Origin of the sequence: Mucilaginibacter dorajii, assembly GCF_024808255.1 — a bacterium.
Classification (GTDB): Bacteria; Bacteroidota; Bacteroidia; order Sphingobacteriales; family Sphingobacteriaceae; genus Mucilaginibacter; species Mucilaginibacter dorajii.
Window position 1 is genome coordinate 1 of record NZ_JANTYS010000020.1, and the last position, 21,389, is coordinate 21,389.

Below are 21,389 nucleotides of genomic sequence, written 5' to 3' on the forward strand. Positions count from 1 at the left end.
CTCCTTGCTGAGAAATTCAACGAAAACAGATAAACATGGAGCCAATACGTTGCAAACATAGAGGCCGCATCATTTGAATTATGATACGGCCTCCTATGAGACGCAACTATTTATATATCCTACCCATCGTAGCATCATCAAAGACCACTTTTTTCAATTCCTCTATATCAATAGCGCCCTGGTGGCGGTAAACTACTTTACCATCCGGATCAACCAGCATGGTGTAGGGTAATGCACCATCCCATTTGGGATCAACGGCCTCGATCATTTTGTATTTGTCATCGCCGGTGTACAGGTAGTTGGGGCCGGATGCCTGCTTGCTTTTGAGAAAGCTGAGCGCTTTATCTTTACGTGCAGGGTCATCGGCACTGATGCTTACAAATTCCAAACCACGATCCCGGTATAAATGCATAACGGTAACCAGGTCTGGAAACTCTGCCACGCAAGGCCCGCACCAGGTAGCCCATAGATTGATGAGTCGCAGTTTATCCGTTTTATTTTTAATGAGATCAGCAATGCCCGCAGCATCGATAGTATCCAGCTTCACCGGTTCATTTGCCCAGGTAATGGCGGCCTTTTTTATCCAGTCTTGTTTTTCGGCCCATTTAATGGAGCAGCCAAAGGTTTTAGTAACCGGCACCGCGACTTCTTTACCTGTCAGCAAGGCATCTATCGCATTACGTGCATCCAATGATTTTGGCGTTTTAGCAGGATTTTCCATATCGTCTATCCGGCCGTTATAACGCAACTTTCTGTCCTTGTCAAAAATGAAGATATGCGGCGTAGCCACCGGGCCGTATTGGGTAGATGTAACTTCCGTTTCGCCATCGTACAAGTATGGAAAATTAAAGTGCCGGTCTTTGGCACGGATCTTCATATCCTCAAAAGAATCACCTACATCACTGTACCCCAATTCATCTAAGCGCAACGATGCCGGGTTATTGGGATCAATGGCTACTACTTTTACACCTTTTGCTGCATAGTCATCGGTGAGTTTTACCAGCCTATCCTCATAAGCCTGCGATGTTGGGCAGTGGTTACAGATAAATACAATGGCCAGCACTTTGGCATCTTTAAAAGATTGAAGCGTATAGGTTTTGCCATCGATACCACCCAAGCGAAAATCGGGTGCCGCACTTCCAATGGCAAGCGTTGTACGGTTTACTTGTGCCGATACCGGATAATTTATACTTAGCAGGCAAAACAATAAAAAGATTTTCAGGGTAAGTTTCATAGTATTCCGGTTTTATTATTCATGCAGGGCAACGGCCAACAGGTACCATGCAGTGTGGGGTAACCACTGCTCGGCCCAGCGCCAATCGTAATCTTTATGTATCTGTGCGTATGAGAGGTTAAAGTCGATATCGTTCTCGTCATTCAGGCCAGATGTAACACCATTTACAATACCGCCTGGCGCATTGGTATACTCAAATGTGCCAAAGAAACCATAGGCCGGATTATTATGCCCTGTGCCTTGCAACATACTGGCATCAAAAGGATTTAAACCCAAAACCCAGTTGAGTTGATCAATAGCAAAAATTTCCAGTTGGTCATGAAAAGGTTTATCATCTGTAAATAAACCGGCCGCTAAGCGTGCGGCTGTAGCCATTGATGACAGGCGGGCGTTTTCGCCCTGCCACCATGGCGAAGCATCGCTACCCTGCGGGAAGAAGAATGAAGTACGCCTTTTACCCAAAGTATCCTGTACCAGTTGGCGGCTGTAGCCAAATGGGTTGTTTATCTCATGTGTTACCTTCAATTCAAACTCTAATGAACTTTTAATGGCTTGCTTAATGGCTACTTGCATCTCAGCATCGGCATAAGGATAATAATAAACAAGACTGGTAACCGGCAAACCGGCATCAGATGGATGAAAAAATGGCCTATCGGTACTATCGGCCCGCCAATAATTTTTGTAATTGTTCCAGGACGATAACCTGCTCAACAAGTTATTGGCACGTTTGGTAGCCACGGTTAAATATTCGGCCTTTTTAGTGGCCTTATACAACTCGGTGGCAGCACTCAAAGCACAATAATCATCCAGAATATTTTCTTTGCCATCAAAGGTCATGAGCTTATTATTCGCTTCCAGGAATTTGAAGGCATTTTCAGCTGCCTGAAGATATTGAGCGTTGGTAAAATCACCACTTACTTTTGCGATTGAAGCCATTGCAAGCGCTGCTATAGCAATACCGCCGCCAGAGCGATAACTTGCCTGGTAGCGATGCCAATCGCTGTTTTGTGCGTCGTTTTTAAGGGTTTGATCTTTAGTTTGTTTGATACGATAAGAAGCATCCTCGGCACGGATCACCCTATCTTTAGCCAGCTTACCCGGCCCTGGAGCCGATACCGAGCGATAAAAGGAGCCATTTTTAGCTTGCATCCTTACCAAATAATCGGCACCGTAAATGGCCTCATCCAATACCCGGCGGTTAATCTGCCTGAAATCGGTAACCGTTTTTTTATTGAGCAATTCGTTGGTTTTAAACAAACTCCAAACTACCAGCGAAATTTGCTGCGGATTAAAATACAATGAAAAAGATAAGTGCGACAGGTGTTTACCATAATCGCCGGTGGCGTCATACCAGCCGCCATGGGCATCAATGGTGTCTTTAGTAAGGCCGGCTAATAGCAAATGATGATCGGCCTTGTCAATTTCGCCGGCACTACGCTGGCCTTTAAAGTAATAAACCACATCGCTCATAGTAGCTTGCTCCAACACATTTTTACCAATTTTAAACGGGTATGAACTGATCTTTTTACCCTGCACATCTAACTGAATTTTATAAGTACCATCGGTATTAAACCCGCTAAAATCAAGGGTATAAAACTCCCGCCCTTTCCAGCCGTTCACTTTACCGCTGTAAACAGCCTTGCCAGTATAAACAATTTTATCAGCCTCGTTTAGCAATGTAAATGAGCTGATAGCGTACTGTTTATCGGTAACTATGACTGCCTTTTTTGCCTGTGTATCCTCGTAGCCAACCTGGTTGGTTACTATTTTGATGTTTTGGGCAATGGCGATACCGTGAAGCAGCATCACCGCCATGAATAAAAGCCCGAAAGTTTTGTTAATCATATACCTGGAGGAATTAATACCTGTTCTTTGTTAAAATACCTAAATATAAACCTCGAATCAAAAATCATCATTACAATTTTGCCCTGCTATTTTAAAAGCACTACATCACCACTACCCATATAAATATTACACAGCTTGTTATAACTCCTTATAGCAGGATCATTACCGGCGCAGATCCCGATGTCGGCCTCTACATTAAAACTTTGTTGTGTAGTAGCGCAAAGCTGCCATTTATTTACATTAAGCAGCTTTGAATAAGTATTTTAAGTTTTAAGTAGTGGTAATGTAGGGCGGGTAAAATTTCATTTAGTTCAACTTTGTACCATACTTGTAACGGATTATAAACCCAAAATCCTTACCAGTATAACGATGGATTTAAAACTCATCATTATATGGTAAGGTCTAAATTACAAGTATGAGAAAGTTTCTGATTGCCACTCATGGTGCCTTTGCGCAGGGCGTAAGATCATCGCTCGATGTTATTATTGGCGAAACCGAAAACCTATTCCTCATCGGGGCTTATTTAGATCAGAATATTTCGGTTGAGGATGAACTAATGCCTGTGCTTGATCAGATTACCGACGATGACGAACTGATTATTTTTACTGATTTGTTGGGCGGCAGCGTAAACAATATTATGATCAGGGAAGCGCTCAGACCAAATGTACACCTGGTATCTGGTTTTAATCTGCCGCTGCTTATCGAGATCATCCTGGCCGATGCTGATACCCCGGTTGATGAGGTAATAGCAAGCGCCATCATAAACGCCAAGGAACAAATGGCCTACGTGAATAAGCTGATAGAAATTCAACAACAACACGATTTCGACAATGATTAAGCTTACCCGGATAGACGACAGGCTGGTTCACGGACAGGTTGCCTTTACCTGGACCCCAGCCATCAGCGCCGATTGCCTGTTGGTTGCCAATGATAAGGTTGCTAAAGATGAGTTTATGAAAATGACCTTAGGTTTGGCCAAACCAACATCGGCAAGATTGATCATTAAAACGCTGGCCGATGCTGCTACGTTTATAAACGACCCAAGAGCGCAACAAATGAAGATCCTGCTGATCGTGAGCTCGGTAAAAGACGCGGCCGTAATGGCAGATACAGTGAGCGAAATAACATCTATAAATTTTGGCGGTATCCGCACCCAGGAAGGATCGAAACCGATAGCTAAAGCAATAGCCCTTACTAATAATGATATTATTGTTATTAAAGAGATGTTGGCTAAAGGGCTTGAGCTTGAAGTGAGACAGGTGCCTACCGATAAAAAAGTATTGATTGAAACCTTAATTTAAACTATTGCAAAGTGCTGCTAACATTTTTATTGCTTACGCTGATAGCCGTATTTGGGCATTTTGAAGATTTCCTGGGCACTACGCTGCTCAGCCGTCCTTTGGTATTGGGTCCGCTGGTGGGTTTGGTTTTGGGCGATGTAAGTCAGGGTGTAATAATTGGTGCCACACTTGAGCTGATATTTATGGGCAACATTAAAGTGGGTGCCGCCATACCTCCCGATATTATCACCGGGGGCGTGCTGGGTACCGCCTTTGCCATATTATCGCACAAAGGCCCGGCCATAGCACTGGCGCTGGCAATACCCATATCTATTTTGGCCGAATTAGTGATCAGTGGTCTGTTCGTTTTCCGTGCCGTATTCAACAAAAAATTCAACCAATACGCCGAAGAGGGCAATTACAAACGTATCCAACGGTTACATATCCTATCGGGCTTATTAAAGCCGGTACTGATGGGCATTATTGTTTTTATCTCCTTAGAGGCTGGTTCAACAGCCATCAAATCATTTTTAGATTTGATCCCAACATGGGTACAATCAGGTTTACAGGTGGCAGGCAACATGCTACCGGCGCTGGGTTTCGCGCTGTTAATGAACCTGATGTTCAATAAAAAAGTAGCCCCTTATTTTTTTCTCGGGTTTATCCTGGCAGCTTTTTTGAAGCTGCCTATTATAGCCATTGGGGGGCTCGGTGTAATCATCGCATTGATAGTTACTCAAGTCGCACCTAAACCTGCCGCTGTATCTAATGCTGATTTCGATTTTGACGATGTCCCGGTTGAAGCCTTACCCGCAGACAATCAACACAAACTAAGTAAAGGAACATTACGGGCATTGTTTTTTCGATCGTTAACGTTGGAGGCCAACTTCAACTTTGAAACCTGGCAAAATACAGGCTTTGCCTTTGCCATGATACCGGTGCTGAAAAAACTATACCACACCAAAGAAGCCATGGCATCGGCCTTAAAAAGGCATTTACAATTGTTTAACACCAGTCCGTACGGCTCTACGCTTATCATTGGTATTACTGCCGCTATGGAAGAGCAAAATGCAGCCGACAACGATTTTGAAGAGGATTCCATCAGTTCGGTAAAATTAGGTTTGATGGGGCCGTTGGCCGGTGTGTTCGATTCCCTTTTTTGGGGTACGTTTAAAGTAATAGCCGCGGGTGTTGGTACCTCATTGGCTATTAAGGGTAATATATTAGGGCCAATACTGTTCCTGTTGATATTTAACGTGCCACACCTCCTGCTGCGTTATAACCTCACTTTTATTGGTTATAACGCCGGCACAAAATTTCTGCAAAACCTGGCGCAAAATAACGTAATGGACAGGCTTACCGCCGGTGCTGCCATTTTGGGACTGATGGTGGTAGGTGCCATGCCCGCCACCCTTATGAATATTAAAACCCCGCTCAGCATGGGCAGCGCCGCGTCGGCCGTACAGGTACAGGCCATTTTAGATCAGGTAGTACCTGCCATGATCCCGCTCGGGCTTACCTTTTTGGTATATTATTTTGTAAAAAAACAAGTTAAAACCACCGTGTTATTATTGGGCTTGCTAACACTTGGTTTTGTGGGTAGCATAATTCATTTGTTTGTATGATAAACGGCATAGGTGTATCTACTGGCATAGCCATTGGCAAAGCGTTTATACTGCAAAAGCAGGCTAATGCTTTAACAGGTGTTTTATTAGCCGATGATTCGCTGATTGATATTGAAGTTGAAAAATTTGATACCGCCGTAAATAAAGCACTCATCGAAGTAAATATCCTGATTGATAGCTACGATGAAGCGAACGGTAACGAGGGCCTGGAAATATTAGAAGCCCACATTGAGCTATTAAGCGATCCGCAGATCAAAGAAGATGTAACCGAAAAAATATCGGCAGAAAAGAAAAACGTAAACGACGCTGTCATAGAAGTAATTGCCGCCGCCGTAGCCATGTTTGCGGGCATGGACGACGAATATATGCAGGCCCGCGCTGCAGACGTGCACGATATCGGCAGGCGCATTCTTAGCAATTTAAACGCCTCCGGTAAATCATCGGCTCAAACCTATTCACCAGATACCATTATCATTGCCGAAGATTTGAGTCCCTCTGATACTATCAGCCTGGATATTAAAAACGTGGCCGGTTTTGCTACGCAAATGGGTGGCAAAACATCACATGCCGCTATTGTTGCCAAATCAAGAGGCATTCCTGCTATTGTGGGATGTGGTGTATCATTAAACAAAATCAAAAACGGCGATCTATTGATCCTTGATGGGCAAACGGGCGATATTCTGATTAATCCCGATAAGGAAACTATTTTTGGATACCGGTTAAAAAGAGAGAGCTGGCTTGTGGAAACCGCATTGCTAAAATCGCAAAAAGACAAACCGACTGTTACCACCGATGGAACAACTATACAACTGTTTGCTAACATTGCCAATGCAAATGAAATGGAACAGGCTCATGATTTTGGTGCCGAAGGCAGCGGCCTGCTACGTACCGAGCTATTGTTTATGAACCGTGACTCCCTGCCTACCGAAGACCAGCAATTTGAATTTTACAAAGCGGTAGCTCTAAAGGCGAAAGGAAAACCAGTTGTAATACGCACACTCGACATCGGTGGCGATAAACAACTGCCCTATTTCAATATCCCTGCCGAGCAGAACCCTTTTTTAGGTTACCGTGCCATCCGGATCTGCCTGGACAGACCGGAACTTTTCAGTAGCCAGTTACGCGCCATTTTACGGGCCAGCGCTTTTGGCAAACTGAAGATCATGTTCCCGATGATTGCCAATGTGCAGGAAATCCGTGCGGCTAAAGTTATTTTAAATCAGGCTATTGATGAATTAAGTAATACCGGGATCAGTTTTGACCGGGCTATTGAAACAGGTATCATGATAGAGATTCCATCAGCTGCTGTTACTGCCGATTTGCTGGCCAAAGAAGTTGATTTTTTCAGCATCGGCACCAATGATCTTTGCCAGTATACCCTGGCTGTAGATAGGATGAACGAAAAAATAAGTCACCTGTATGATCCTTACAATCCCGGCGTACTCCGGCTGATAGATAACGTGATTAAACAAGCCCATAAAAACAATATTGAAGTAGGCATGTGCGGCGAACTGGCATCAGATCCCAACGCCACGCTGTTGCTTATGGGTATGGGATTGACAGAATTTTCTATGAGCGCGACGTCTATCCCACATATCAAAAACATCATCATTAATAACCATATGAATTTAGCTCATCAAATTTACCGGCAGGTAATGGCTATGGATAACTCCACACTTATCGCCGCTTATTTAAAGGAGATAACAACATGATCAGCAAAAATTATATTATTACGGCGGCCGATGGCATCCACGCCCGCCCGGCTACCGCATTGGTAAAACTCACCAAAAGATTTAAGGCCACCATCAGCATGAAAAAAGGTGAGCGCACGGTTAAGATTAACAGCCTGCTCAACATTCTTTCGCTTGCAGCCAAAGGGGGCGATACCATTACCATTATTGTCGACGGCGAGGACGAGGTAGGCGCTTTGGTAGCCATCGACATTTTTTTTCACGACGAACTAAAACACTTATAATGAAGATCACGATCACCAAAAACGAGCGCGAATTTAACGAAACAGCCGCGTGGCGTATCATAGGTCAGATGCTTGAAAAACCAACATCAGTTATTGGCCTGTCAACCGGGCAAACCACCATGGACATGCACCGCATTGTATCTGATATTTATAGCCAATACCCATTTGACGTGTCGCGCATTACGCTTTTTAATGTAGATGAATTAACCAACCTGCCCCGCGAGTATTCGGGTAGCTGCTATACCATGATATTGAACCAGATAGCTGGTCCGTTGGGCATACCTGATGAAAACTTTATTATGCCCCCTACCATGAGCGACGATTTTGAGGCCGAAAGTGTGTTGTTTGAACAACGCCTGGCCCAACGCGGCGGAGCCGATTTGCAGATGCTTGGCATAGGCAGCAATGGCCATATAGGCATTAACCAGCCCGGTACGCCATTGGAAAGCGAAACGTGGGTATCGCCAATGGATCCGGATTTTGAGGCCCGTGTACGCCGCGAAACACAGGTACAGGATGATGTTGTTTTGGGCGGACTAACCCGTGGCATCAAAAACATTATGCACACCCGTAAACTTATCCTGATAGCCAAGGGGGCACACAAAGCCAACATTATTGAACAAGCCATTTTAGGGCCGGTTAGTACCGATATCCCTGCATCGGTGGTGCAACTTCATCCTAATTGCGAAATTCTTTTGGATGCAGATGCAGGTGCTTTGATTTATGAACAAGCTAAGGCAAGGGGATTTAATTTTTAGTACACACCAACTACGTGCTCAATAAAAACCTGTATCTTTAATTACCTATTATTAAAATCATGAAAAAAACCGGTTTAGCATTTAGTTTTATATTGCTGTTCGCTTTTAACTCTTTTAGCCAGGATCAAAAAGCGATGTTGTATAGCAAAGATCCTAAACTGGCCAAAAATAAAAAACTGGTATATGATTTTTGGCGTGAAGTACTGGAAGGCGGCCACCTTGATCTGGCTTCAAAATACCTGTTACCAACTTATATTCAACATAACCCCAATGTACCAACCGGCAGGCAGGGATTTATAAACTTCTTCTCAAAGTTTGCTAAACCTAAGGCAGTTAGCGCAACGGTTAAAGAAAACCTGATTTCGATAGTTGCCGAAGGGGACCTGGTTGTACTGAGTTTTAAAGTAGAGCATCCAGACCCCAAAGTTCCCGGTAAAAGGTATACCACAACCTGGTTTGATATGTTGCGAATAGAAAACAACAAAATAGCCGAGCATTGGGACAGCGCGCTCAAAGAGTAATCAAGTCTTAAAAAGTATTCTATACTTTCATTCAAAATACATTTAGCACAGTTGCAGCAGGCTTTATTCCTTGTGCCATCAGGGCAAACGTATCTAACCAAGGTTAACATAACTTAACACATTTCAGATAAAACACCATATAGATACCTAATAATCAATACTTTACATTTTAGCATGGTTAACACTAAACTGATGTATCGCGCAATTTAGGCGCATCCAAATATTTTGCCTGTTGTTGGCCAATACAAGTCCATTCGACACCCGGATCATTTAACCGGGACCATGCAATAAAAACAAGGTTCCGTTTGATGTTCACATCAGCACAATTTACCAATTCATCTATACAAAACCTCGGTTCACCGATAAACGATTGTCTGACAGAATCCTATTACTCACCTTTGAACCAGTGGTCAGGCTATCGGGACATATCCTGTTCACCATGTTCTGTTTTTTTCATAAGGTTGAAGCGCCCTGCAGCAAAACAGGGCGCTTATTTATAAACCAGGTAAATAACAACAGGCACCTTTATAGTGAAAACGTAATTATTTTAAGATGATGTCTTATTTAGCGACGTACTGCTATATTTAATAAATTTTTTTACCAGATGATCGTTTCCAAAAAAGCCACCAATATTTTCATTCACGCTGCAGGCTGGTTGGTATTTTTTGGTTTCCCGCTGTTATTTATGAACCGTACACAGCAAAGCAGCAGCAGTACGTATACTATTATTCAATCGCCATACTACTGGCTGTTTTGTCTCACCTATATTTTCATGTTTTACTTTAACGCCTGGTTCCTGGTGCCAAGGTTTGTTTTCAAAAAAAACTATTTTGCATACGGGCTTATTGTGCTGCTGCTATCGGGCTGTGTGTACTTTTTGCAGCCTTTTGATAATTTACTGCTGCACAACCTGCTTAAGGAGAAACAAACCACTGTTGTGCCTATAGGGCCGCAGTTGATACCCAATGCAGATAGTGGTTCAGTAGGCCCTAAAAACCTACCCTTCGGGCCGCTGCCTCATGAAGACCTGCGGATGCAGGACCCCAGCTTAAAAAAGCCATCCAACCAGGTGATCTTTATACATCAATCGGGCAATATAGATATGGTGGGCCTGTTCATTTTTATTATTGTGATAGGTTTAGGCATTGCCATGAGTACTGTGCAAAAATGGCAGCTTACAGAGCAAATGGTGATCAGGGCCGAAGCCGAAAAGGCGCATGCCGAACTGTCATTCCTCAAAGCGCAGATCAACCCGCATTTCCTGTTCAACACACTCAATAACATCTACGCGCTATCGGTTACAGACAGTGAGCATACGTCAGAGAGTATCATGAAGCTATCTAACATCATGCGCTATGTAACCGACGAGGTTACAGAAGATTTGGTATTGCTGCAAAGTGAGGTTGATTGTATCAATGATTACATCGACCTGCAAAAGCTTCGCCTGGGTAAAAAAACCACGCTCGATTTTGATGTTACCGGCGAAATCAATCATCAAAAAGTACCTCCCCTGGTGTTAATGACCTTTATTGAAAACGTTTTTAAATATGGGGTGAGCAAACACGAGGCTTCGGCCATTGGCATAACCCTCAATGTTTCACCCGGAAAAATTTTGTTCGCCTGCGAAAATACCATATTCGACAACCGCCCTGCAAGCGGCCGCAAGGGCATCGGCATCAGCAATACACGCCGACGGCTCCAGCACATCTATCCCGGTAAACACCGGCTCACCATCACCCAGGATAATTCAACGTTTAGGGTGGAGTTAGAGATTGATATTTAAACTATTCGAAGCTAAATGATACAACCTTACTAATTGTTGAGTGCAAGCTTAGCCTTGCATGGTATTTCTGTTTATTTAAATAACATCAAGATGCAGTTAAAATGTGTAGCCATTGATGATGAACCGCTGGCGCTGGAGATCATCAAAAAATATGTATCAGATTATCCATCACTTAAAATGGTGAACACCTTTGAAGACGCGATATCTGGTGCCGAGTACTTAAAAAGAAACAAGGTAGATGTGCTTTTCCTGGATATAAATATGCCAGATATTACCGGGGTAGACCTGGTACGCTCGCTCGACGAAAAGCCCATGATCATATTCACCACAGCCTATAAAAAATTTGCATTTGAGGGCTTTGAGCTGGAAGCTGTGGATTATTTGCTGAAGCCCATTAACAGCACCCGCTTTGGCGCTGCTGTGCATAAAGCAATTGACCAGTACCAATTTAAACATGCCGACCATACTGCCGAGGACGAGCACATCTACGTACACTCGGAATACCGGGTGATCAAGATAGGAATTCGGGATATTGAATATATTGAAAGCATGCAGGATTATATCAAAATACACCTGTTAAGCGCCGAAAAACCGGTACTTACGCTGATGTCATTAAAAAGCATGATAGAAAAGATCCCGGCGGGCCAGTTTATCCGCATACACAGGAGTTTTGTGGTATCCAGGGCACAGATCAGATCGATATACAACCGTAAGGTGAAGCTGCGCAATATTGAGCTTCCTGTGGGTACCAACTACGCCGATTTTATAAAAGACTGGGCAAAATAATGCTTCAATGCCGGTTCATCGGCACATTCAAGGTATTGAACGACACATTGTTTTATGCCTGAAGGAATTAGCCCAACTTTAGATTAGTGAAAAGAATCAAGAGTCAAGAATCAAGACTTTTGCATGAAGCTGAAAAATGCCCACAAAGAAGTTTTTCTTCTGTCTTGATTCTTGACTCTTAATTCTTGACTCTAATTTTAAACAAATGAAGCCCCTTAGCAGCAAAAAAAAGATCCTGATTTTGGATAAGAACAGTAGAATGTTATCTGTAATTGATGATATTATGTATTACGGCGATTTTGACGTTCATTTAACCTATGACCCTAACGCCATTTACGATAAAGCAAAGGTGATAAATCCCGATCTGATCATTTTAGATTACCTGCTGCTTGATGTGGACTGCGCTTTGGTATGTCAGGATTTTAAAGATGATGCCCAGTTGCGTGAGGTACCCATTATTGTGGTAACCTCCTTCAAAACAAAAAAAGGATTGGAAGAATCTTACAAATGCGACGCTCTTTTTGTAAAACCATTGGATATGGAATTGCTAGCATCACGCATGGAATATTTAATGGCATCATAATTAAGGCATTATTAAAAAACATCAGTTTTGTAAAAGCCGCATAAACCAATTAAGTTTAACCTTTATTATTAACGGTACCTGCAAACAGTTAAATGAAGATCAAAAGTAACATAGCCACCAGCGAAAACGGGTTTATTTTTAATCCCGCCACAGGCGATTCCTTTTCTGGTAATGCCATAGCGGCAACCTTGCTGCTGGCCATGAAAAGCGGCAAAACCGAACAGGAAATAAAACAGGATATTCTTGACCGCTATGATGTTAAAGCCGATCAGTTAAACCGCGACTGGGAAGACTGGATGTTGCAGTTAAAGGAAGCCAACCTGCTTGAAATTGACGCATAATGGCCAACAGATACGCTAATTTATGTATTGCCATTACCGGGCTTAATGCCAATGACAATCCAGGCCCGGGGATGGCAGTGATCCGTTCTTTAAAGGAAAGTTTTGGAGATAGTTTAAGAATAATTGGCTTGTCATATGAATCATTGGAGCCGGGGATTTACATGCGCGACCAGGTAAACAAAACCTACCAGGTACCTTACCCAACAGAGGGTACAACCGCTTTGCTCGATCGTCTTGCTTACATCCATCAGCAGGAAAACCTTGACCTGTTGATCCCCAATTTTGATTCGGAGTTGTTTAATTTTATCAAAATAGCGCCGCAGTTGCAGGTTATGGGCATTACAACCTTTTTGCCGGGCCATCAGCAACTAAGTCTTCGGGATAAGGTTCATTTAAAGGAGTTTGGCGAAAAGAACGGCTTCTACGTACCTGCAGATCAAAAGCTATACCACGCTGATGACCTGCGGAAAGCTGTAGATGAATTCAATTTCCCGATGATGATTAAGGGGAAATTTTATGATGCACATATCGTTTATACAATGGACCAGGCGCTTAAAGCATTTCACCAGCTTAACGCAAGCTGGGGTATTCCTGTAATTGCGCAACAGTACATTAAAGGCACCGAAATCAACATAGCTGCTCTTGGCGATGGCAGAGGCAATAATATTAGCGTAGTAGCCATGCGCAAGCTTTACATCACCGAAAAAGGTAAAGCCTGGGCGGGCGTTACCATAAAAGATGATAAACTAATTGAACTGGCTAATAAATTCGCGATTACAACCGCCTGGAAAGGCGGCTACGAAATGGAGATTATGAGTAATGATAAGGGGCATTTATATATTTTAGAGATCAACCCCCGTTTCCCGGCCTGGATTTACTTAACAACAGCAGCAGGGCAAAACCAGCCGGCTGCACTTGTAAAAATGGCGTTGGGCAATGATGTTGCGCCCTTTGAAGATTACCAGGCAGGCAAATTATTTGTACGCTATTCCTGGGACCATATTGCCGACATAACCGATTTTCAGCAGATCTCGGTATTTGGCGAATTATAACTGAAGCATAATGGAAAAGCTGCCGTACGAAAAACCCTATATAAAAAAACTGCACGCCGGTGTCATGAACAAATTTGGCACCCGTAGTGGCGTACAACCTGTTAAAAGCATTGATGGGGTTTTGGTTAAAACATTAATTGAAAATTACGGTTCGCCTGTATTTGTGTTATCAGAAAAGCAGATTCGCAAAAACTACCGCTCGGCCTATAGGGCGTTTAGCACCCGTTACCCCAAAGTGCAGTTTGCCTGGAGCTATAAAACAAATTACCTGAATGCTGTTTGCCAGGTATTTCACCAGGAAGGCAGCTGGGCCGAGGTAGTATCGGGCTTTGAGTATGAGAAAGCCGTAGGCAACGGTGTACCCGGTAATAAGATCATATTCAATGGCCCGGGCAAATCAAATGATGAACTAAAAACGGCCATCAAAAATGACTCGCTTATCCATATAGATCATTTTGAAGAACTAAACCAGCTACTTATCCTAAGCCAGGAGCTTACCGGTAAGCCGCGCGTTGCTATCCGTGTAAACATGGATACCGGTGTATACCCACTTTGGGATCGTTTTGGTTTTAATTACGAAAACGGCGAGGCCTGGACTGCTCTCAGTAAGGTTATCGACTCGGGAAAATTACATTTAGCCGGTTTGCATTGCCATATTGGTACATATATGCTTACTACCGATGCCTACGGTATTGCCGCCAACAAACTTTGTGATTTGGCTATGAACTGCCAAACCCAACTGAACCATAAAATTGAATATATTGACATGGGCGGTGGTTTTCCGTCAACCAATACGCTGAAAGGCGCTTATTTGCCCGGGCAGGATACTGTCCCATCGGTTGACGATTTTGCGGAGGTTATTACCTCTACCCTGCTTAATTTTGGCTTTGCCAACGAAGATCTGCCTATGCTCATCCTCGAAAGCGGTCGCGTTTTAATTGACGATGCAGGTTACCTGCTGGGTACCATAATAGCAAATAAGCGTTTAAGCACGGGCAAAAGGGCGCTTATTGTCGATTTTGGAGTAAACGTCCTGTTCACCTCCTTTTGGTATGACCATCAGGTTAGCCCCGCGCAGGATTTTATGCCCCATAACGAAAATATGGTAATTTACGGTCCGCTTTGCATGAATATCGATGTGATTCGCGAAGGCATTAATCTCCCGTTACTTAATCCCGGCGACCAGGTAGTAGTGCACAAGGTTGGCGCTTACAACATGACCCAATGGATGCAGTTCATTACCTTAAGGCCGGCCGTAGTTTTGATAGATGAGCAACAGCGCCCCCACCTCATCCGGTCAAACGAAACATTGGGTTATATCGAGGAGCCTGAATTTATACCTATTCATTTAAAAGCCAATAAGTGAAGCAAGTATCAGCCTTTATAAAATCTATCGTTAATTCCTATTCGGTGCTGTTTTTTTCACAGAACCGGGTATTAGGGATCATTTTGCTGCTGGTTTCTTTTTTCAATCCAATTTCTGGTGTGGCTGGGCTTAGTTGTGTTATCCTTTCTTTGCTGGTGTGCCATCTGCTAAAGTTTCATGGCGATAACCTGCAATTGGGTATCTACAGTTTTAACAGCTTATTACTGGGGATAGCGTTTGGTGCTTTTTACCATGTAAATTTCCTATTTGTGATTTGGCTGATTACAGCTTGTGTTATGGTGACTTTTACCTCTGTCATCATTTCAAATCACCTTGCAAAATCAAAACTCCCTATGCTTTCACTGCCATTCATCCTGCTTTTTTGGATAGTTTTATCGGCGGCAAATAGTATTTTTAATACCGGGCTGCAACAAAAAAGCAGCTACCTTTTAGAGGAAATTTATACAGGTACCGGCAATATTGCCGGCATTGAAGCATCACTGGCCTTAGCATTACCTAACCTGGTTGGCTTGTTCTTCCGCGCTTTAAGCGCCGTTCTTTTTTTGCACAGTGTCATCGCCGGTATTTTAATCAGCATCGGCATGCTTATCCACTCGCGTATTGCGTTTAGCTTGTTAATTATCAGTTTCATTACGGCCTGTGCTTTAAATAGCGTTACCCACACTTATCCCGAAGGCATCAGCTACTATCACCTGGGTGCAAACTTAATGATGGCCGCAGTCGCTATCGGGAGCTTTTTTACTATCCCCTCCCTGCGCTCCTATCTGTTGGCTGTGCTAAGTATTCCGCTGGGCTTTATAACCATTAATGGCCTCACCGGTTTTATGAGCGTACACGCGCTGCCTATATTTTCATTGCCATTTTGCATTGTAAACATTGGTATGCTTTGCCTGTTGTTGCAACGCAAGTGGACTGGCAAGCTTCAATTAGCACATATCCAGCATTACTCGCCCGAAAGAAACCTGTACCAGTATTTAAACCAGGAGCAACGTTTAAACGATTTAAAATATATCCGCCTAAACCTTCCTTTTATGGGCTATTGGACGGTTTCGCAAGGCTATGATGGCAACATTACCCACAAAGGCGACTGGGGGCAAGCCTTAGATTTTGTGATAACCGATGACGAGCAAAATACTTATCAATACCCCGGCACTTTACCCGAGCATTTTTACTGCTTTAATAAACCTGTACTGGCCTGCGCGGATGGTATTGTAGAAGCGGTTGTTAGCCACGTAGAGGATAACGCCATTGGTAAACAAAACCTCAAGGAAAACTGGGGTAATACCATCGTAATAAAACACTTAAATGGCTTATACTCTAAAGTATCGCACCTCAAAAAAAACTCTATCAAAGTAAAACCGGGCGAATTAGTGAAACAGGGCGACCTGTTAGCTCAGTGTGGCAATTCCGGTCGTTCACCAGAACCACATTTGCATTTTCAATTGCAGGTTACACCTTATATCGGATCCAAAACTTTACGTTATCCGTTTGCTGGTTACTTTAACAAGATCAATGGTAAAAATCTGTTAGAAAGCTATGCTATACCAGCCGATGGTTTGTTGATAAGCAATGCCGAGGTAAATAGTCCGTTAAAAAAAGCGTTCGACCTGCAACCAGGCTATACCGCCAAACTTGTTGATAGCAATAGTTTAGGCCAGTACTGGGAGGTTTTTAAAGATCCATTGGGGCAATTGTATATTTATTGCAAAACAACAGGCGCTGCTGCTTATTTTATCAATAACGGTTCGATGTTTTATTTTACCAGTTTTTATGGCGATAAGCAATCATTGCTGTATAAATTTTATCTTGCAGCCTATAAAGTTATTTTTAATGATGCAGAGGATCTGGTGATTAATGATAATCTGCCCTTGCATTTAACTCATAGTAAAGCCCTTCTTTGGTTGCAGGATATCATAGCTCCGTTTTACAGGTTTATGGATATCAGTTACAGGGGTAATGTTTTAACTAAAAAAAACGGTTTAAGTATCATATCAAAACAATATACCATCATCGGCAAAAAGCAAACACAAACAACAGAGGCCTCGGTCTATATAGATCATGGTAGCCTGCAAAGCTTTAATATTACTATAAACGGCGAACATACTGAAGCAACATGGAGTACAGAAAACTAATCATATTGCTGGCTTTGCCATTTATTTTCCTGACCGCCAAAGCGCAGGAGAATAACCGTATCCTGACCGATAGCATTGCCGAAGAACTTTATAACGCCGGCGACTGGAAACAGTTGATCACCTGGGGAAATAAGCCCATGGCAGATACCTCTGATTTCCCGGCCTTGCATTTTAAAATAGGTTATGCCTATATGGTGACCGGCAATTATAAAGCGGCCATAAATCAATTTGACTTTGTTTTAAATAAAGAGCCCGCTAACTCTACAGCGCGGCTTTATCAATATTACTGCAACAACTATTTAAATAACAACGCGGGTGCCTCCTATCAGGCCGGCTATTTAGATAAAGAAACCTTACATTCTATAAAACTTTCACCGTTTGGATTAGTAACGGCAGATGTTGAAAGTGGTATTAAGCTACCTAATAATAATGAACGCGATAACGGCTTTTTTGAAAGGGCCGGAATCAGCACCAGGCTGTGGTGGCGGTTTCAGTTAGATCAGTCATATATTTCCTTTGACCAAAAAATATTCAGGGAGTTTTACAGGGATAGATATGGTGATAAATTTTTATTCGGTAAAACAGATAAACAAAAAGAATACTTTGCCAGGCTGCAATTTACAATTAACGATAAGTTGAGTGCAATTGGATCCTACCATTACATTTACACAACTTTTAGAGGCAAAACAGACTATAGTAATTTAGGGTTGCTTGGCATAACATATACCGGACAATATGTTAATTTGCAGGGAGACATTAACTGGGGCAATTTAATTGGTAAAGCATTAAAACAATATGATGCCAAATTGGATTTTTATCCACTGGGCAACCTTAACTTTTACACAACAAGCAGGGCTTCGGTATTGGATTTAAGCGGAGTTAAGAGCTTTATTTACAACCAGGCAATAGGGTTTAAACTATTAAACAATACATGGATCGAAACAGCGGCAACCTTCGGTAACGAGGATGACTACCTTGATAATGATGGTTTGTATGTTTATAACTCCATTGACCCAACTAAGTTCAAAGCCGGCGAAACCTTGTTTTACCAGGTAAGCAAACACGCGCTGTTGAGGTTAAACTATCTTTATGAAAAGAAAACCGACATTTATCGGGATATAAATTATAATCAAAATTCTGTTACGTTAGGTATAACATGGAAATTTTAAAAAAGACGTTTATAACAGCATTTTTATTTTTTCTGGCAATAGGCTTGCGGGCGCAAACCGGCGTGGCGCTGCAAAAAGCGTTTCGCAATAGCTACTCTGATGAGCAAAACAAAAACTATGTTGCCGCAATTAATGATATATACCCTTATCTAAACGATAACAATTACGAAATCAACATCCGTTTGGGATGGCTGCATTATCTCAGTAAAAACTATACCGCATCACAGTCCTATTATCAAAAAGCCATCAGTTTAAAGCCAATGTCTATCGAGGCCAAATTTGGCTATGTTAAACCGCTTTCATTTTTACAAAGCTGGGATAGGGTAATTGAACAATACCTGGCTATCTTGAAAATTGATCCGCAAAATACGCAGGCAAACTACTGGGCAGGTATAATTTATTATAACCGCAAACAATATGATGCGGCAATTAAATGTTTTAAAGTTTTAGTTACCCTTTACCCATTTGATTACGATGGTAACCACATGCTGGGATGGAGTAATTTAATGGCGGGAAAAAAAGCAGACGCTAAAGTCTTTTTTGAAAAAGCGTTAGTAATAAAACCATCAGATGCTTCCAGTACAGACGGGTTAAACCGTTGCAATTAAAAATGTTTATCGGTTTAATAACCCTGTTTATCGATTCCTGCTTTAATTTAGCACGTTGATTTTTACCTTTAATTGGACAAATAATATATTTTGACACAATTTATTAAATACCCAACCCAATTAAAGTTATAACCGTATATAAAGCTATATATGAAAATAAAACATATACTTTTTAAAGTACAAATGGCAGGCTGTCTGTTGCTGATGATAGTTTCCGCTTCCTGCAAAAAAGATAAAACTTCCCCTATTGCTGCAAATGCAACCCCTACAACCCTGGGTTTATATGAATATGCAAGCGATGTTAACAAAAGGGTGCTTATAGCCATCACAAAAATAGGTACGCAAACCGTAAACTACGGGAGTATATTTGACACCGGATCACCGGGTATGACCATGGACGCCAATGGCATTATTCCCGCGTCAATGATCACCTCATCGGGCTTTGTATTTACTACTGATTCGGTTGTTGTAAACGGCATTACTATTACATCAAAAAAGGATTCAATCAGCTACGGCGATGCTACCGGTATCACCAAAGAATACGGCAATCTTGCATACACCAATGTTACTGTGGGTAACTCACTTGGCAGTATCGAATTAAAGCGCGTTCCTTTTTTTCTATATTATAAAATTATTGACAGCAAAAAGAATCAGTTAGCTGCTCACTCAGCTGATGTTTTTGGTGTAGGACCGGGTTTAAGTAGTACTATCACAGCCATATCAAGCCCTTTACGTTTTTTCACATATGGCACCGGTCTTACCAATGGCTTTAAGCTGGCTACATTGCCAACTGCCAGCTTTTTAACCACACCAACCTATGTTGCAGGTTTGCTCACAGTTGGTTTAACAAGTGATGATCTTTCGTCGGCAGGGTTCATTATGCATCCCTTAACACCAACAGTTTTATATGGTTACTCGCCCAACATACCTGGTACGATAACCTATGGTGGCACTACAATTTCGGCCCAATTCCTTTTTGATACAGGTACACCATCTGTAACAGTTATCGAAAACAGGCTGGCCTCTGTAGGGAAGCTTCCATCAAATACCACCGTAACCTTAACAACAACTAAAGGTTTTACCTATACTTATGTAACGTCAAATACAGGCAACCTTACCGAAGTTCAAAACCCCAGCAATACACAGGATTACCGTACAATTTTAGCTTTGGATTTTTTTATCAAAAACGAATACCTGACAGATTATACCAATCACCAGATTGGTTTGAAGAATAATTAATCGATAAATTCATTCATCGATTTTAAACCCCCATTCGTCGACACAAAACACCATCAACACCACACCCGAATTAATTTTAAATAACAAACCCGGGCAACCAAAACGGGCGCTAATTATTAATCAAAATTAAATTCAGATGAAAATGAAACTTACTTATCCATGGTTGTTGATGCTGGTAGCAATGATTGCTTTAGCATCATGCAAAAAAGAAAGCGGAACTAAATCAACATCCAGCACCACATCAACCGTTAATGCAAGCGGCGCGTTGGCAATCAGCCTGGCATCGGGCAGCACAACAGACACTATTTACATAGTTGGCTGCTATGGCAAACACCAACAGCCGGATAGCGTTGCATTCAGCACGCTACCAACGGCTATAGGCACCTATTTAACCGCAAATTACAGCGGTTATACTTTTAAAAAGGCTTTCACTATTTTAGATAGCTCAAAAGCCATTGTTAACTACATCGTTGTTATAAAATATAACAGCGCATTAATCGGTCTGAAATTTACAGCTGCAGGCGTTTTTGTTAGCGCTTTGGAGCAAAGAGATGGCCATGACCTTGGCAGCGGACCAGGCTGGCACCATGGTGGTCCTTTTGATAACAGGGATGGCCTGCACCGGGATACCATAGCTATATCGGCATTGCCAACAGCTGTGAGCAGCTATTTTAAAACCACTTACCCTACCGATACCTTGCTGCACGCATCAATAACACCAGATAGCGCTTATGTGCTTATCAGCAAAAATAATGGTTTGTTTGCAACTGCAATAAAGGCAAACGGTACCTTAATAAAACGTACCCAAATTGATTTACACGTTGGTAAACATACTGCCATTACAGAAGCAAGCTTGCCAACGGCAATTACTACTTACTTAACCACAACCTATCCGGGTTATGTATTTGACAAGGCGTTTTCACACAGTGTAGCCGGCGTTGTAAAAGGTTACGATGTGTTAATTTCATCAAATAACACCAAATACGTAGTGGTATTTGATGCCACGGGGACTTTTGTAAAAGCCTTCGCTGTTCATTAAAATTCTTCGAGTAATATATAGTAAAACCGGTT

The 21,389-nt window shown here is 42.3% G+C and carries 20 protein-coding genes; 18 read left to right on the top strand and 2 right to left on the bottom strand.

The window, feature by feature from the left end; genetic code table 11:
* Positions 1 to 106 precede the first annotated feature (106 nt).
* Entirely contained in the window at positions 107 to 1,234 is a 1,128-nt protein-coding gene (locus FHS10_RS22140) for a redoxin family protein (protein WP_259095054.1), read from the bottom strand.
* A 15-nt stretch (positions 1,235 to 1,249) separates the two neighbouring features.
* On the bottom strand, positions 1,250 to 3,079 hold the full coding sequence (locus FHS10_RS22145) for a glycoside hydrolase family 9 protein (protein WP_259095056.1): 1,830 nt from the start codon (positions 3,077 to 3,079) through the stop codon (positions 1,250 to 1,252).
* Positions 3,080 to 3,494: 415 nt separating this feature from the next.
* On the opposite strand from FHS10_RS22145, the gene FHS10_RS22150 reads away from it, so the two are divergent.
* From FHS10_RS22150 to FHS10_RS22235, 18 genes are all read left to right on the top strand, one after another.
* A complete protein-coding gene (locus tag FHS10_RS22150; RefSeq protein WP_259095066.1) occupies positions 3,495 to 3,917 on the top strand; it encodes a PTS sugar transporter subunit IIA in 423 nt (140 codons plus the stop codon).
* Entirely contained in the window at positions 3,910 to 4,380 is a 471-nt protein-coding gene (locus tag FHS10_RS22155) for a PTS sugar transporter subunit IIB (RefSeq protein ID WP_259095067.1), read from the top strand. The genes FHS10_RS22150 and FHS10_RS22155 overlap by 8 nt, the downstream gene beginning before the upstream one ends.
* An 11-nt stretch (positions 4,381 to 4,391) precedes the next feature.
* Entirely contained in the window at positions 4,392 to 5,984 is a 1,593-nt protein-coding gene (locus FHS10_RS22160) for a PTS system mannose/fructose/sorbose family transporter subunit IID (protein WP_259095094.1), read from the top strand.
* Complete coding sequence (gene ptsP / locus FHS10_RS22165; RefSeq protein ID WP_259095100.1) at positions 5,981 to 7,696, top strand: phosphoenolpyruvate--protein phosphotransferase; 1,716 nt, start codon at positions 5,981 to 5,983, stop codon at positions 7,694 to 7,696. The genes FHS10_RS22160 and ptsP overlap by 4 nt, the downstream gene beginning before the upstream one ends.
* Positions 7,693 to 7,959 carry an HPr family phosphocarrier protein gene (locus FHS10_RS22170; RefSeq protein ID WP_259095102.1) on the top strand — a complete coding sequence of 89 codons (267 nt, stop codon included), beginning with the start codon at positions 7,693 to 7,695 and terminating at the stop codon, positions 7,957 to 7,959. The genes ptsP and FHS10_RS22170 overlap by 4 nt, the downstream gene beginning before the upstream one ends.
* Positions 7,959 to 8,717: a 6-phosphogluconolactonase gene (locus tag FHS10_RS22175; RefSeq protein WP_259095110.1), complete on the top strand. Its 759-nt coding sequence runs from the start codon at positions 7,959 to 7,961 to the stop codon at positions 8,715 to 8,717. The genes FHS10_RS22170 and FHS10_RS22175 overlap by 1 nt, the downstream gene beginning before the upstream one ends.
* Before the next feature lie 59 nt (positions 8,718 to 8,776).
* Entirely contained in the window at positions 8,777 to 9,238 is a 462-nt protein-coding gene (locus tag FHS10_RS22180; protein ID WP_259095114.1) for a nuclear transport factor 2 family protein, read from the top strand.
* Between the two features lie 604 nt (positions 9,239 to 9,842).
* On the top strand, positions 9,843 to 11,021 hold the full coding sequence (locus FHS10_RS22185; RefSeq protein ID WP_259095118.1) for a sensor histidine kinase: 1,179 nt from the start codon (positions 9,843 to 9,845) through the stop codon (positions 11,019 to 11,021).
* A 90-nt stretch (positions 11,022 to 11,111) separates the two neighbouring features.
* Positions 11,112 to 11,807, top strand: a complete 696-nt coding sequence (locus FHS10_RS22190) for a LytR/AlgR family response regulator transcription factor (RefSeq protein ID WP_259095128.1) — start codon at positions 11,112 to 11,114, stop codon at positions 11,805 to 11,807.
* Between the two features lie 205 nt (positions 11,808 to 12,012).
* Positions 12,013 to 12,390, top strand: coding sequence for a response regulator (locus tag FHS10_RS22195; RefSeq protein WP_259095137.1), 378 nt, complete (start codon positions 12,013 to 12,015; stop codon positions 12,388 to 12,390).
* Positions 12,391 to 12,482: 92 nt separating this feature from the next.
* On the top strand, positions 12,483 to 12,731 hold the full coding sequence (locus tag FHS10_RS22200; protein WP_259095140.1) for a PqqD family protein: 249 nt from the start codon (positions 12,483 to 12,485) through the stop codon (positions 12,729 to 12,731).
* Entirely contained in the window at positions 12,731 to 13,783 is a 1,053-nt protein-coding gene (locus FHS10_RS22205) for an ATP-grasp domain-containing protein (protein ID WP_259095145.1), read from the top strand. Before FHS10_RS22200 ends, FHS10_RS22205 begins: the two co-directional genes overlap by 1 nt.
* Before the next feature lie 10 nt (positions 13,784 to 13,793).
* Positions 13,794 to 15,149, top strand: a complete 1,356-nt coding sequence (locus tag FHS10_RS22210) for a type III PLP-dependent enzyme domain-containing protein (RefSeq protein WP_259095147.1) — start codon at positions 13,794 to 13,796, stop codon at positions 15,147 to 15,149.
* Positions 15,146 to 17,302 (top strand): urea transporter, encoded by a 2,157-nt coding sequence (locus FHS10_RS22215; protein ID WP_259095161.1) that lies wholly within the window; start codon positions 15,146 to 15,148, stop codon positions 17,300 to 17,302. Before FHS10_RS22210 ends, FHS10_RS22215 begins: the two co-directional genes overlap by 4 nt.
* Positions 17,284 to 18,471, top strand: a complete 1,188-nt coding sequence (locus tag FHS10_RS22220; RefSeq protein WP_259095163.1) for a tetratricopeptide repeat protein — start codon at positions 17,284 to 17,286, stop codon at positions 18,469 to 18,471. The genes FHS10_RS22215 and FHS10_RS22220 overlap by 19 nt, the downstream gene beginning before the upstream one ends.
* A complete protein-coding gene (locus tag FHS10_RS22225; protein ID WP_259095166.1) occupies positions 18,459 to 19,079 on the top strand; it encodes a tetratricopeptide repeat protein in 621 nt (206 codons plus the stop codon). The genes FHS10_RS22220 and FHS10_RS22225 overlap by 13 nt, the downstream gene beginning before the upstream one ends.
* Positions 19,080 to 19,229: 150 nt before the next feature.
* Positions 19,230 to 20,318, top strand: coding sequence for a pepsin/retropepsin-like aspartic protease family protein (locus FHS10_RS22230; protein ID WP_259095168.1), 1,089 nt, complete (start codon positions 19,230 to 19,232; stop codon positions 20,316 to 20,318).
* 136 nt (positions 20,319 to 20,454) lie between these two features.
* The gene (locus FHS10_RS22235; protein ID WP_259095171.1) at positions 20,455 to 21,357 is read left to right on the top strand and encodes a PepSY-like domain-containing protein; all 903 of its coding nucleotides are present in this window, start codon (positions 20,455 to 20,457) and stop codon (positions 21,355 to 21,357) included.
* Positions 21,358 to 21,389: the final 32 nt, after the last annotated feature.

Bases quoted from the DNA above. Each gene is read 5' to 3' on its own strand.
- FHS10_RS22175 (WP_259095110.1), top strand. From the start codon at position 7,959: ATGAAGATCACGATCACCAAAAACGAGCGCGAATTTAACGAAACAGCC.
- FHS10_RS22230 (WP_259095168.1), top strand. From the start codon at position 19,230: ATGAAAATAAAACATATACTTTTTAAAGTACAAATGGCAGGCTGTCTG.
- FHS10_RS22235 (WP_259095171.1), top strand. From the start codon at position 20,455: ATGAAAATGAAACTTACTTATCCATGGTTGTTGATGCTGGTAGCAATG.
- FHS10_RS22150 (WP_259095066.1), top strand. From the start codon at position 3,495: ATGAGAAAGTTTCTGATTGCCACTCATGGTGCCTTTGCGCAGGGCGTA.
- FHS10_RS22200 (WP_259095140.1), top strand. From the start codon at position 12,483: ATGAAGATCAAAAGTAACATAGCCACCAGCGAAAACGGGTTTATTTTT.
- FHS10_RS22225 (WP_259095166.1), top strand. From the start codon at position 18,459: ATGGAAATTTTAAAAAAGACGTTTATAACAGCATTTTTATTTTTTCTG.
- FHS10_RS22170 (WP_259095102.1), top strand. From the start codon at position 7,693: ATGATCAGCAAAAATTATATTATTACGGCGGCCGATGGCATCCACGCC.
- FHS10_RS22155 (WP_259095067.1), top strand. From the start codon at position 3,910: ATGATTAAGCTTACCCGGATAGACGACAGGCTGGTTCACGGACAGGTT.
- FHS10_RS22205 (WP_259095145.1), top strand. From the start codon at position 12,731: ATGGCCAACAGATACGCTAATTTATGTATTGCCATTACCGGGCTTAAT.
- FHS10_RS22210 (WP_259095147.1), top strand. From the start codon at position 13,794: ATGGAAAAGCTGCCGTACGAAAAACCCTATATAAAAAAACTGCACGCC.
- FHS10_RS22145 (WP_259095056.1), bottom strand. From the start codon at position 3,079: ATGATTAACAAAACTTTCGGGCTTTTATTCATGGCGGTGATGCTGCTT.
- FHS10_RS22195 (WP_259095137.1), top strand. From the start codon at position 12,013: ATGAAGCCCCTTAGCAGCAAAAAAAAGATCCTGATTTTGGATAAGAAC.
- FHS10_RS22185 (WP_259095118.1), top strand. From the start codon at position 9,843: ATGATCGTTTCCAAAAAAGCCACCAATATTTTCATTCACGCTGCAGGC.
- FHS10_RS22180 (WP_259095114.1), top strand. From the start codon at position 8,777: ATGAAAAAAACCGGTTTAGCATTTAGTTTTATATTGCTGTTCGCTTTT.
- ptsP (WP_259095100.1), top strand. From the start codon at position 5,981: ATGATAAACGGCATAGGTGTATCTACTGGCATAGCCATTGGCAAAGCG.
- FHS10_RS22220 (WP_259095163.1), top strand. From the start codon at position 17,284: ATGGAGTACAGAAAACTAATCATATTGCTGGCTTTGCCATTTATTTTC.
- FHS10_RS22140 (WP_259095054.1), bottom strand. From the start codon at position 1,234: ATGAAACTTACCCTGAAAATCTTTTTATTGTTTTGCCTGCTAAGTATA.
- FHS10_RS22190 (WP_259095128.1), top strand. From the start codon at position 11,112: ATGCAGTTAAAATGTGTAGCCATTGATGATGAACCGCTGGCGCTGGAG.